The sequence below is a fragment of the Flavobacterium facile genome (assembly GCF_036321945.1).
Taxonomy (GTDB): domain Bacteria; phylum Bacteroidota; class Bacteroidia; order Flavobacteriales; family Flavobacteriaceae; genus Flavobacterium; species Flavobacterium facile.
Window position 1 is genome coordinate 278626 of sequence record NZ_JAZAYT010000032.1, and the last position, 13024, is coordinate 291649.

General features: G+C 33.1%; 9 protein-coding genes. 7 read left to right on the forward strand and 2 right to left on the reverse strand.

Annotated features, from left to right (window positions below; genetic code table 11):
- Window positions 1–60 precede the first annotated feature (60 nt).
- Together UEQ13_RS09015 and UEQ13_RS09020 are read left to right on the forward strand one after the other, a co-directional pair.
- A complete protein-coding gene (locus tag UEQ13_RS09015; protein WP_329806017.1) occupies window positions 61–1035 on the forward strand; it encodes a polyprenyl synthetase family protein in 975 nt (324 codons plus the stop codon).
- A gap of 43 nt (window positions 1036–1078) precedes the next feature.
- Window positions 1079–1432: a hypothetical protein gene (locus UEQ13_RS09020; protein ID WP_329806018.1), complete on the forward strand. Its 354-nt coding sequence runs from the start codon at window positions 1079–1081 to the stop codon at window positions 1430–1432.
- Between the two features lies 1 nt (window position 1433).
- Here UEQ13_RS09020 and UEQ13_RS09025 read toward each other — a convergent pair whose 3' ends face one another.
- Both UEQ13_RS09025 and UEQ13_RS09030 read right to left on the reverse strand, forming a co-directional pair.
- Window positions 1434–2759: an alkaline phosphatase D family protein gene (locus UEQ13_RS09025; protein ID WP_329806019.1), complete on the reverse strand. Its 1326-nt coding sequence runs from the start codon at window positions 2757–2759 to the stop codon at window positions 1434–1436.
- Between the two features lie 62 nt (window positions 2760–2821).
- Window positions 2822–3382, reverse strand: coding sequence for a hypothetical protein (locus UEQ13_RS09030; RefSeq protein ID WP_329806020.1), 561 nt, complete (start codon window positions 3380–3382; stop codon window positions 2822–2824).
- 119 nt (window positions 3383–3501) lie between these two features.
- Between UEQ13_RS09030 and UEQ13_RS09035 the strand changes: the two genes are divergently transcribed.
- The 5 genes from UEQ13_RS09035 to UEQ13_RS09055 all read left to right on the forward strand — a co-directional run.
- Entirely contained in the window at window positions 3502–6270 is a 2769-nt protein-coding gene (locus tag UEQ13_RS09035; RefSeq protein ID WP_329806021.1) for a 2-oxoglutarate dehydrogenase E1 component, read from the forward strand.
- A 62-nt stretch (window positions 6271–6332) separates the two neighbouring features.
- Window positions 6333–7547 (forward strand): 2-oxoglutarate dehydrogenase complex dihydrolipoyllysine-residue succinyltransferase, encoded by a 1215-nt coding sequence (gene odhB, locus UEQ13_RS09040; protein WP_329806022.1) that lies wholly within the window; start codon window positions 6333–6335, stop codon window positions 7545–7547.
- A gap of 209 nt (window positions 7548–7756) precedes the next feature.
- Window positions 7757–9463 (forward strand): helix-turn-helix domain-containing protein, encoded by a 1707-nt coding sequence (locus UEQ13_RS09045; protein WP_329806023.1) that lies wholly within the window; start codon window positions 7757–7759, stop codon window positions 9461–9463.
- Between the two features lie 137 nt (window positions 9464–9600).
- The gene (locus UEQ13_RS09050) at window positions 9601–10968 is read left to right on the forward strand and encodes a T9SS type A sorting domain-containing protein (protein WP_329806024.1); all 1368 of its coding nucleotides are present in this window, start codon (window positions 9601–9603) and stop codon (window positions 10966–10968) included.
- Window positions 10969–11079: 111 nt separating this feature from the next.
- A partial coding sequence (locus tag UEQ13_RS09055; RefSeq protein ID WP_329806025.1) for a fibronectin type III domain-containing protein occupies window positions 11080–13024 on the forward strand: 1945 nt, incomplete at its 3' end.

The following is a 13024-nucleotide window of genomic DNA, read 5'->3' on the forward strand; positions in this document are numbered from 1 at the left end:
ACATTTGAATAAGTGAGCTTTTTTGCAATTATTAGTTTAAATTTACCAAAAATTACAAGTATGCTTTCATTATCAGATTACCAGAATGTTATTACAGAAGAGTTTTCTAACTTACATATTAACAAACAACCAAAAAATTTATACGAGCCGATAGATTATATTTTGTCACTTGGTGGAAAAAGAATCCGACCAGTTTTAACGTTAATGGCCGCTGATATTTTTGATGGTGATCATAAAAAGGCAATTTCTGCAGCAAAAGCTGTTGAGATGTTTCATAATTTTTCGTTAGTGCATGATGACATTATGGATGATGCGCCTTTGCGAAGAGGAAATGAAACCGTTCATGAAAAATGGAATCTAAATACTGGGATTTTATCTGGCGATGCGATGTTAATTTTAGCGTATCAATATTTCGAAAATTACGAACCGAAAATATTTCAAGCTTTAGCGAAATTATTTAGCAAAACCGCTTTAGAAGTTTGCGAAGGGCAACAATATGACGTGGATTTTGAAACCCGTGATGATGTAACCATTCCGGAATATTTAAAAATGATTGAATACAAAACGGCTGTTTTATTAGGAGCAGCGATGAAAATGGGCGCAATTGTAGCCGAAACTTCAGAAGAAAATGCGGATTTAATTTACAATTTCGGGTTGAATTTAGGAATTGCTTTCCAATTACAAGACGATTATTTAGATGCCTTCGGAAACCCAGAAACGTTTGGAAAACAAGTCGGCGGTGATATTATTGAAAACAAAAAAACCTATTTGTATTTAAAAGCCATGGAATTTTCTAACGAAGCGAACCAACAGCAGTTATTACATTTATTTTCGATTCAACCACAAGACAATACAGACAAAATCGAATCGGTTAAAGCGGTTTTCAATGCTTCTGGCGCGAGTCAAGCCACACAAGATGCCATTTCAAATTATACAGAAAAAGCTTTTGAAACGTTAGAAAAAATGCATTTATCGGAAGATAAAAAAATGATTTTAAGATTGTTTGGTGATAAATTAATGAACAGAAAAGTGTAATTAATGTGCCAATTTTCGATGTGTCAATTTTCAATTTAACAAAATGAGTTACTTACCACCTGCAACAATTGACGCTTTAATAAACGAAGCCGAAGAACAACATTTGTATTTTAAATTAATAGAGCAAACCAACAAAGATTTTGCTTTAGCGAATGAAAATATAGATATTCCTTTGGATATTTTTCCGTTTGAATTAAAGCTTTTAGTTCAAGAGAAAATTCTAAAATTAATCAACCACAAATTTGCTGAATACTTAAACTTACTTTACATCATTGATGTTTCAGAAGAACAAATTAAAAAACTTGACGGTTCAGATGTTTTTAAATTATCAGAAGATGTTTCTTTTTTAATTTTAAAACGCGAATGGCAAAAAGTTTGGTTTAGAAATAAGTATTAAATTACTCCAACTCTTTCTTTAAAATTACTTTATTCCACAATTCTTTTCCATCTTTATCAAACAAAGTCAATTTCATTTGACGCATTTCTTTTTCACCTGAAAAAGACAAGGTGCCAAAAACGTGTTGTGCAAACAAACTGCCTTCCACTCTGTTTTTATTTTCTTCTTTAGCTACTTTTTCAATATTTCCGTGTCCGGAAGTTAGTGGTGAAACGGTCCAATCATATAAAGAATAAGAATTGCTGCGTTTTAACATAGATAATTCTGTGAAATGTCTGTCGCCAGAAATAAACGTCACGCCTTTTATTTTATTTGCGGTAATTTCGTTTAATAATTGTTCTTTTTCGGTTTTGTAATTTTCGTAATTTTCAAAAACAGCTTCGGTATTTAAAACCTGACCTCCAACTACAATAATTTTAAAACTCGCTCTTGAAGAAACTAAAGCATCAATTAACCATTGCATTTGTTCTGATCCAAGAAGCACTTTGTCTCCAGTAATTCTATCGTTTGGCGATTTAAAAAAACGATTATCTAACAGAAAAACTTCCGCATCGCCCCAATTAAAACAAGAAAAAACACCTTCTTTCTGATTGGAATTTGTTCCATAAAATTTGTTTGCCCAAAAATCTTTAAAGGCTTGTTGCGTTACATATTTATTGTAATACCCTCTATCACTATCATTTGGTCCAAAATCATGATCATCCCAAATGGCAAAATTTTGAGTTTTAGCTAAAAGTGGTTGCATTTCTTTTATTTTTCTGGAATGTGAATATCTGTGATAAATTCCAGTTTGACTGTCCCAATCTGCTTCACGCAAATAAATATTATCGCCACCCCAAAGCATAATATCGGGATTTTTTTGAGCAATACTTTCAAAAATGGAGTAATTAGAACCATAAGGTTTTCCGGGTCTATCTAAAGCCCCTTCGCTTACATAAGAACAACTCCCTAAAGCAATTGTAAAATCGGGAGCATTTTCTCGCCATTGCCATAATTTTTTGGAGGAAAAAGACGTTTCATAAGGTAAAACTATTTTCTTTTTATCAATAAAAATAGAATAATTATATTTTTTTCCAGGTTGCAATTTATCTAAAACTACATGACAAGTAAAAGCATTTTCTTTAGTAGATTGATACTTTTCGCTTTGAAAAATTGGAGAGGAATTATCAACCGAATAATACTCCACGTAAACTGAAGCAGGTTTTTCGGTTTGAAACCAAATCATAGCTTCTTTCATTTCACAATAACCGACCATTGGTCCGGATTGTAAATTGTTTTGTGAAAAAACCGAAATAGAAAACAGTAAGAAAGCTAAATGAATTCGCATATATTTTTTTTGCAAAATTAGACATTTACAAAAGGTTTCAATGTTAAGAAATAATTACTTTTCTAAAACATAATTCTAATAAATGGCGCCCAAGCTTGAGAATACACGTGATTATTATCTCTGTGTAACAAGTTGTACTTCAATCCTATTGTCAAATTTTGTGCTCTATAACCTGCACCTAAAAAGAAAGCAGTGTTCCAAAAAGTGTCATCAATTAAAAAATTGTCGTCAAAATTTCGGTTTACTTTTAACTGTTCTAATTCAGCTGAAAGTTGAATTTCTTCAATTGGATGAACTAAACCAATTAAACTTCCACCAAAAATAGTCGATTTATAACCTATAGAATTAAAATTGGATGGATTCTGTTCTTGTGCCACATAACTTCCTGTTAAACCCACTCCAACAGTAAAGGTTTTATTAAAATTATAATATCCTGTAGGGGAAACAGATACATTTGTAAAACCATTACCTACGGCAAGACCTAAACCTCCTCCAAACTGGACATTTTTCCAAAAAACATGTTTAGCTTTAGGAATACTATCTTGTTGTGAAAATAGTAATGCGGAATTCAAAAAAACAAGTGTGTAAAAAAACGTTTTTAGTATCTTTGCGTGTAATTTCATGGGAATTTTTACTTATTTGTTAATATGAACATAAAAGTATAAATTTCTTTGAACTTTTAGCATAAAAGTTTATACTTTTGCATAAATTTTTTTAACCAAATCGTCATTAAGACAGAATTATGGATAGGTTTTCCTTTTTAAACGCAGCACATACTGCATTTTTTGCAGATTTATACGACCAATATTTACAAAATCCGGATAGTGTAGAACCAAGTTGGAGAAGTTTCTTTCAAGGTTTTGATTTTGCGAATGAATTTTCTAATCCAGGTGAGCAAATTGCACACACGGCTAACGGATCAGCTTCTGGCGGGAATTCTGAGCAACTTCAAAAAGAATTTAACGTTCTTAAATTAATTGATGGCTACAGAACTAATGGACATTTATTTACCAAAACAAATCCTGTAAGAGAAAGAAGAGTCTATGCTCCTTCTTTAGCTATAGAAAATTTCGGATTGTCTCAAGCAGATTTAACTACAGTTTTTGATGCCGCTAAAATGGTAAATATGAAACCAAGTACTTTGGCGGATATTATCAAGCATGTAGAAAATGTATATTGCTCTTCAATTGGTGTAGAATTTATGTACATCAGAGAGCCTAAAGTACAAGATTGGATTAAAAACAGATTAGATGTTAACGACAACCAGCCGAATTTCTCAGCTGATGAAAAGAAAAATATATTAAAAAAATTAAACGAAGCGGTTTCTTTTGAGACTTTCTTACATACTAAATATGTAGGTCAAAAACGTTTCTCATTAGAAGGTTGTGAAGCTGCAATTCCTGCTTTAGACGCTTTAGTTGAAGCTGCTGCAGAAAAAGGCGTAGAACAATTTGTAATGGGAATGGCACACCGTGGTCGTTTGAATGTTTTAGCCAACATTTTTGGAAAAAACACACAAAATATTTTCTCAGAATTTGACGGAAAAGATTATGATGAAGACATGAACTTTGATGGTGACGTTAAATATCACCTTGGTTTAACTTCAGACCGTGTAACCGATTCTGGGAAAAAAATCAATTTAAACTTAGCGCCAAACCCATCGCATTTAGAAACGGTTGGTGCTGTTATTGAAGGAATTACAAGAGCAAAACAAGATAGATATTTTGCTGACGATTTTTCAAAAGTTTTACCAATTGCCGTTCACGGTGATGCGGCTGTTGCAGGTCAAGGTATTGTGTATGAAATTATCCAAATGGCAAAATTAGATGGTTATAAAACAGGTGGAACTATCCATTTAGTAATTAATAACCAAGTTGGTTTTACAACAAACTATTTAGATGCACGTTCATCAACGTATTGTACAGATATCGCAAAAGTAACCTTATCGCCAGTTTTACACGTAAATGCAGATGATGCAGAAGCTGTAGTTCACGCGATGAAATTTGCTTTAGATTACCGTATGGAATTTGGCGGTGATGTATTTATCGATTTATTAGGATACAGAAAATATGGTCATAACGAAGGTGACGAACCTCGTTTCACACAACCAAAATTATACAAAGCGATTTCTAAACATAAAAATTCAAGAGACCTTTATGCTGAAAAGTTACAAAACGAAGGTGTAATTGACGGAACTTATGTAAAAACTCTAGAAGACGCTTATAAAGCTAAACTAGATGAAAATTTAGAAGAATCTCGCAAGAAAAGCTTAACGGTTATTACACCGTTTATGCAAAATGAATGGACAGGTTTCGAAAAAGTTTCAGATGACGTAATGCTTTCTAAATTTGATACAAAATTTGACAAGCAACAATTAACTGATATTGCTTCAACGATTACAGAATTACCATCAGATAAAAAATTCATTAGCAAAATCACGAAATTAATTGGTGATAGAAAAAACATGTTCTTCGAAAAAGACCAATTAGATTGGGCAATGGGAGAATTATTAGCGTATGGATCTTTAATTACTGAAGGGTACGATGTTCGTATTTCTGGACAAGATGTGGAAAGAGGAACTTTCTCTCACCGTCATGCTGTTATTAAAGTTGAAGAATCTGAAGAAGAAGTTGTTTTATTAAACGACGTTAAAAACAAAAAAGGAAACTTTTATATATACAATTCACACCTTTCAGAATATGGTGTAGTTGGTTTTGAATATGGTTACGCTTTAGCATCACCAAATACGTTAACGATTTGGGAAGCACAGTTTGGAGATTTCTCTAACGGAGCGCAAATTATGATTGACCAATACATTTCTGCAGGTGAAGACAAGTGGAACAATCAAAACGGATTGGTTTTCTTATTGCCTCACGGGTATGAAAACCAAGGTGCGGAACACTCTTCTGCTCGTATGGAACGTTATTTACAAATGTGTGCGAAACACAATATGTACATCGCAGACGTTACAACTCCAGCCAACTTCTTCCACTTGATGAGAAGACAAATGAAAACAAAATTCCGTAAACCGTTAATTGTGTTTTCACCAAAAAGTTTATTACGTCATCCACAAGCGGTTTCAACTGCCGATGAATTAGCAAACGGACAATTTCAAGAAATATTAGACGATCCAAACGTTACAGATAAAAAAGCGATCAAGTCTTTAGTATTCTGTACAGGAAAAGTGTATTACGATATTATTGCAAAACGTGAAGAATTAGGTAGAAATGATGTAGCTGTTGTTCGTTTAGAACAATTATTCCCTTTAGCAACGGAGCAAATCAAAGTAATTATCGATTCGTATCCAAATGCAGATGATTATGTTTGGGCACAAGAAGAACCTAAAAACATGGGAGCTTACGGATTTATGTTAATGAATTTCGATTTAGTAAAATTACGTTTAGCATCGCCAAAAGCATACAGTGCACCAGCAGCAGGAAGTTACGAACGTTCTAAAAAACGTCAAGCGAATGCCATTGCTATGGTTTTTGACAAAAATTTATTTCAATAACAGATACAACACATTAATATATTTTAGGTAGCATTTTAGCCTAAAACTAAAAACGAAAGAATATGATTTTAGAAATGAAAGTCCCATCACCGGGAGAATCTATCACCGAAGTTGAAATTGCAACTTGGTTAGTAAAAGACGGAGATTACGTTGAAAAAGATCAAGCTATTGCTGAAGTAGATTCAGACAAAGCAACTTTAGAATTACCAGCAGAAGCTAGCGGAATTATCACGCTTAAAGCGGAAGAAGGTGACGCTGTGGCTGTAGGACAAGTAGTTTGTCATATTGATACTGACGCTGCAAAACCTGACGGAGCTACTGCTGCGCCTGCTGTTGAAAAAGCACCAGAAGTAAAAAAAGAAGAAGTAAAAGCAGCACCAGTTGCTGAAAAAACGTATGCTACAGGAGCTCCATCTCCAGCAGCTAAGAAAATATTAGACGAAAAAAACATCTCTCCTTCTGACATCGTTGGAACAGGAAAAGGTGGAAGAATTACTACTGAAGATGCAGCAAACGCAGTACCTTCAATGGGAACACCAACAAACGGATCTCGTGCTACAGAAAGAGTAAAACTTTCTATGTTACGTAGAAAAGTAGCAGAAAGATTAGTTGCCGCTAAAAACGAAACAGCTATGTTAACGACTTTTAACGAAGTTAACATGACACCAATTAATATCATCAGAAATCAATATAAAGACGAATTTAAAGCAAAACATAATGGTATTGGTTTAGGTTATATGTCATTCTTTACAAAAGCGGTTACAAGAGCATTGCAATTGTTCCCAGATGTAAATTCAATGATGGATGGTGACCATAAAGTAGCTTTCGATTTTGCAGATATTTCAATTGCGGTTTCTGGACCAAAAGGATTAATGGTTCCTGTAGTTAGAAATGCAGAATTATTAACGTTCCGTGGTGTAGAAGCAGAAATTAAGCGTTTAGCTTTACGTGCAAGAGACGGACAAATTACAGTTGACGACATGACTGGTGGAACATTCACAATTACAAATGGTGGAGTTTTTGGAAGTATGTTATCTACGCCAATTATCAATCCTCCTCAATCTGGAATTTTAGGAATGCACAACATTATTGAGCGCCCAATTGCCGTAAACGGAAAAGTGGAAATTCACCCAATGATGTATGTAGCTTTATCTTATGACCACAGAATTATTGACGGTCGTGAATCTGTTGGTTTCTTAGTAGCTGTAAAAGAAGCTTTAGAAAACCCAATGGAATTATTACTAGACAACAATCCTAAGAAAGCTTTAGAACTTTAGAATTTTCATTCTGTCTCGTTCTTAAAAAAGAGATTAGAATAAAAATATATCAAATCCCAAATTCGAAAGAGTTTGGGGTTTTTTTTATGTTAAAAAAATAAGTACAAAAAAATAAAACTATTTTCAAAATAAATTAAAAAAAAGTGTAGTTTTATTCCTTATTTTTAACTCTTCAAAATTTAATAATTGAGCTTTTTCAATTTTTCAAGATGCATAAACTTTTCTACTTTTTTATACTATTTGTAATAGCTCCTACAATGTTTTCTCAAAATTTGAATGAGTTGGAGATCAAAAGAACCCGAAACATACAAGAACTACTTATATCAAATCCTGATAAAGCTTATGCGGAAGCATTGGAAATTAGTAATTCTAAAAAAGAATTATTTAGTTTTTTTGGCAAATATTATATAGCAAATTTTTTCTACAATAAGTCAGAGTATACGCATTCGAAGCAACTTCTCATCTCACTTATAAATAATATTGAAAAAACTGATGCTTCTAAATCAAGCAAAGTACATCAAGATTTGATTGGTATGTGTGTCAATAAACTTTTCTATATTCATAAAAATCTAGGAGAGTATGACTTGGCATTGTTTTATCTTGATAAATATAAAAAGAGTGTACCTGATAATCATTTTAACGAACAATATGGCTCCATAAAAGTAGCTATGGGTGATTATATTAATGGAATTGCTTTATTGAAGAGAGAATTAAAGACTACACCACACCTAAAATTGGGAGTAGGTGAAAAAAAAATAATGAATAAAAAATTATTTGCCGATAAATACAATATCATTGGTGAAGCTTATCAAAAGTATTATATCCAGTCAAAAAAAACTGCCCTTTTAGATTCTGCAAATTATAACTTTAATGTAGCGGCGACAATGATGCTGCAAGATAATTTTTACCCAGAGTATACAAAAGCATTGTTAAGCATGCGAGAAGCAAAAAGTGCCGCTTTAGCAGGGAATTACGTTAAATCATTGTCCTTATATAGAAAAAGAGAAAAATATTCTATTATTCATGATAATATAAGAACAGAACAGTTATTTGATTTAGGAATGGCCGATTGTTTTCATCATTTAAAGCAAGTTGATTCAGCACTTTTCTATTGTAAAAAATACATAAAAAATTATCAAACAACTAAGGTTTCAAAAGAAAATCTTTTAATGACATATAACATAATGACACAATGTTATAGTGAAAAAAAAGACAATAAGAACGCTTATCTCTATGCTCAAAAAAGTTTAGAATTAATTCAATCAATTGGAGGAATAAAAAATAAATCTTTAAATTTTCTTCACAATTATGATTTAAATAAAATAAAAGAAGAGTCTGATAAAATTATTGCGTCTAAGAATTATTTTAAAATTTCTCTTTTTGGAATACTAATCATTTTATCTTCAGTAATTTATAGTTTTTATCATTATCATAAAGTACAGAAAGAAAAGCATTATCGTTTTTTAAAAATCATTCAAAACCTGAAAGAATCAAAAACTTCAGAAATTAGCAATTCACAAATCAACAAAATAGAAACACAACCTAAACAAATAATTGATGATGAGCTTATCGAAAAAATAGCATTAGGTTTAAAAAAATTAGAGCATAAAGAAACTTTTTTAGATCCAAATTTCAAGTTAGCTTTTGTAGCAAAAAAATTAAATACAAACACAGCATATTTGTCACAATACTTCAATCAGGTAATACAGAAAACCTTTTCAGAATACACACAAGAATTACGAATTCAATATGTGCTCCAAAAGCTTATTGACGCACCGCATTTTCGTAAATATACCTTACAGGCTATTGCTGAAGAAGTAGGTTATAAAGATGCGAATACTTTTGTTCGCGTTTTTAAAAGACAAACAGGTCTTTCTCCTAATTATTATATTGAAAAATTAAAAAATACAGATTAAGTATTAAAATCAACAACTTACAAACCATTAAAGCATCTGATTATTTATAAATAGTCAAATGAACAATTTGTTTTGATTGCTCTTATCTCATAGTTTTGGTTGGAAATTTTCAAATTAATTTCATCAAAACCAAAAACATGAAAAGAACAATTACCCTTTTAATATTATTTATATCATTACAAATGTCTGCTCAATGCTGGCAAAGCGTTAGTGCTGGAGATTATCACTCTTTAGCCATAAAAGATGACGGAACACTTTGGGCTTGGGGTAGAAATACATCATACGAATTAGGTGATGGCACTGATGTGAATAGAAACATTCCAACACAAATAGGAACAGCAAATAATTGGGTTAAAGCACACGCCGGTTATTCATCTTCATACGGTATAAAAGCTGATGGAACACTCTGGGCTTTGGGTGCTAATGGTTCAGGAAAATTAGGTACTGGAAATGGAAATTGGGTTATAGCGACTCCTACTCAAATAGGTAACGCTACAAACTGGCTAAGTGTAAGTGATGGTTGGTTGCATACAATTGCTTTAAAAACTGATGGTACATTATGGGCTTGGGGCAACAATGAATATGGTCAGCTAGGCGATAACACAACTGTGGATAAAATTACGCCAACACAAATTGGTACTGCTACAAATTGGCAAACTATAGCAACAGGAATATATCATTCTCTTGCAATAAAAACTGACGGAACCTTATGGTTTTGGGGTTCTAGATCTAATATGTATGGAACCTCTTCTCAAAACAATATTCCTACTCAAATAGGAACAGATACAAATTGGTTGAAATTAGCTGGAGGTCAACATCATTGTGCTGCAATAAAGACTGATGGTACACTTTGGACTTGGGGTGAAAATTCAAAAGGACAACTTGGCGATGGAACAACTACTTATAAAACAAATCCTATTCAGGTTGGAACTGCAATGGATTGGTTAGATGTATCAGCCGGAACTCGTTATACAATTGCTACCAAAAATAATCTTTCCATTTGGAGTTGGGGATATAATTATGCTGGGCAGTTAGGTCACGGAACATCTGGGAATGCTTCTGATGTATATATCCCAACGCAAGTGGGTACTTCTCTAGATTCAAACAAAATTTCTGCAGGAGGTTATCACGCTTTAGTCAAAAACAATGATGGCTTTATTCGGGGCACAGGAAGCAATGTCGTAGGTCAAATAGGCGATGAAACTTTTGTACATAGAAACACTTTTACTTACATTTCATGCTACCCTTCAATACTTTCTAACGAAGATTTTGCAATAAACGAATTAAAAATATATCCAAATCCCGTTACAGATGCATTAAACTTTTCATTCGATAAAGAAATTACAACTATTTCAATTTTCAATTTATTAGGACAAGAAGTTTTATCAAAATCTGTTAACAGTAACAAAACATCAATAGATGTATCTAATTTATCTATAGGAACTTATTTGGTGAAAGTGACTTCTAATAATGTAGTAAAAACCGTGAAAGTGGTTAAAAATTAATTATTCAAATCACTTTTAAACTTCTCAAATTTCATCATTTTGGAGTTTCAGAATTTGATTTGCAATTAATAAACGTATTTGAACTTAATCAATTAATCTTAAATAAATAAAATGAAAAAAACAATTACTTTTTTCTGCCTATTGGCATTTTTGTACTTCATTCCTAATGCTTTTGCTCAATGTATTACTGCGCCGAATGGATTATTTCCAAGTAATACCATTACACCAAATTGTAGTGGAAACTATGAAACAATTACCAGCCAAAGTTATGCAGGTGAATACAGCAATGTAAATGTAATTGCAAACAAGCAATATTCGTTCTCGAGTTCTGTGACTAATGACTATATTACAATTACGAACGGAACTGGAACTATTATCTATGCTAGCGGAACACAACCAGTAATATGGAATTCTGGAAGTACAACAGGCGTTATCCGTTATTACCTTCATGCAAATGCTAATTGTAGCAGTGAACAAGTTAATAGGTCTCGCTACTTAAGATGTGCCGATGCATCAAACTGTGTGCCTCCATCAAATCTGGTAGTATCAAATGTTACGTCAAATTCTTGTAAAATAGCATGGACAGCAGCTTCACCAGTGCCATCTTCTAATTATGATATATATATTGTTACAACAAATAATGCCCCTGATGCTAATTCTACTCCTACACTATTTAGTACTACTAACTTATCTACTTCAATTTCTTTGAATGTAGCAGCAGGTACTACCTATTACTACTGGATTCGATCTAATTGTGGTGCTACGACAGGATCATGGATTTCAGGTGGAAATTTTACTACACCACCAGCACTGACTTGTAATGGTGCAATATATGGTTTGTTTCCTGCAGCCACTTTTACCCCTTCTTGCACAGGCAATCCAGAACAAATTGTAAACAATGCTTATGCAGGTGAATTTGCAAATGTCAATATATTAATAAACAAGCAATATACTTTTACAAGTTCTGTAACTACCGATTTTATTACCATTACAAATGAAGGTGGAACGGGAGTATTAGCAAGTGGACTGACACCATTAACATGGAATTCAAATTTTACAGGAGTTATCAGATACCATATTAATAGCAATGCCAATTGTGGAACTCAAGCTACTTCAAGAGTGCGTTCTATTACATGTGCAACTCCTACAGGTTGTAACGCACCAACACAATTATATTACGATGGTTTAACGTCGACAACTAATAATATTGCATGGGTAGCACCAACGCCTGCACCAAGCAATGGTTACGTATATTGTTACAGCACCATCAACGATCCATTTTCTACTGGAGCTATCACAGGAACTACTACAGAAACCTTTGCCGTTTTAAGTAATTTATCGCCAAACACTACTTATTATTTTTGGGTAAAATCAATTTGTGGTAACACACAAACCAATTGGATTCCGGGAGGTTCATTTACAACCTATTCAGCTACAGGTTGTAACGCACCAACACAATTATATTACGATGGTTTAACGTCGACAACTAATAATATTGCATGGGTAGCACCAACGCCTGCACCAAGCAATGGTTACGTATATTGTTACAGCACCATCAACGATCCATTTTCTACTGGAGCTATCACAGGAACTACTACAGATACCTTTGCAGTGTTAAGTAATTTATCACCAAACACTACCTATTATTTTTGGGTAAAATCAATTTGTGGTAACACACAAACCAATTGGGTTTCGGGAGATTCATTTACAACCTATTCAGATACAGGTTGTAACGCACCAACACAATTATATTACGATGGTTTAACGTCGACAACTAATAATATTGCATGGGTAGCAACAACGCCTGCACCAAGCAATGGCTATGTATATTGTTACAGCACCATCAACGATCCATTTTCTACTGGAGCTATTACTGGAACTACTACAGATACCTTTGCTGTGTTAAGTAATTTATCGCCAAACACAACCTATTATTTTTGGGTAAAATCAATTTGTGGTAACACACAAACCAATTGGATTCCGGGAGGTTCATTTACAACCTATTCAGCTACAGGTTGTAACGCACCAACACAATTATATTACGATGGTTTAACGT

Excerpts from the sequence above, each read along its gene's own strand:
- UEQ13_RS09020 (WP_329806018.1), top strand. The coding sequence starts at position 1,079 with ATGAGTTACTTACCACCTGCAACAATTGACGCTTTAATAAACGAAGCC.
- UEQ13_RS09045 (WP_329806023.1), top strand. The coding sequence starts at position 7,757 with ATGCATAAACTTTTCTACTTTTTTATACTATTTGTAATAGCTCCTACA.
- UEQ13_RS09050 (WP_329806024.1), top strand. The coding sequence starts at position 9,601 with ATGAAAAGAACAATTACCCTTTTAATATTATTTATATCATTACAAATG.
- UEQ13_RS09030 (WP_329806020.1), bottom strand. The coding sequence starts at position 3,382 with ATGAAATTACACGCAAAGATACTAAAAACGTTTTTTTACACACTTGTT.
- UEQ13_RS09015 (WP_329806017.1), top strand. The coding sequence starts at position 61 with ATGCTTTCATTATCAGATTACCAGAATGTTATTACAGAAGAGTTTTCT.
- odhB (WP_329806022.1), top strand. The coding sequence starts at position 6,333 with ATGATTTTAGAAATGAAAGTCCCATCACCGGGAGAATCTATCACCGAA.
- UEQ13_RS09025 (WP_329806019.1), bottom strand. The coding sequence starts at position 2,759 with ATGCGAATTCATTTAGCTTTCTTACTGTTTTCTATTTCGGTTTTTTCA.
- UEQ13_RS09035 (WP_329806021.1), top strand. The coding sequence starts at position 3,502 with ATGGATAGGTTTTCCTTTTTAAACGCAGCACATACTGCATTTTTTGCA.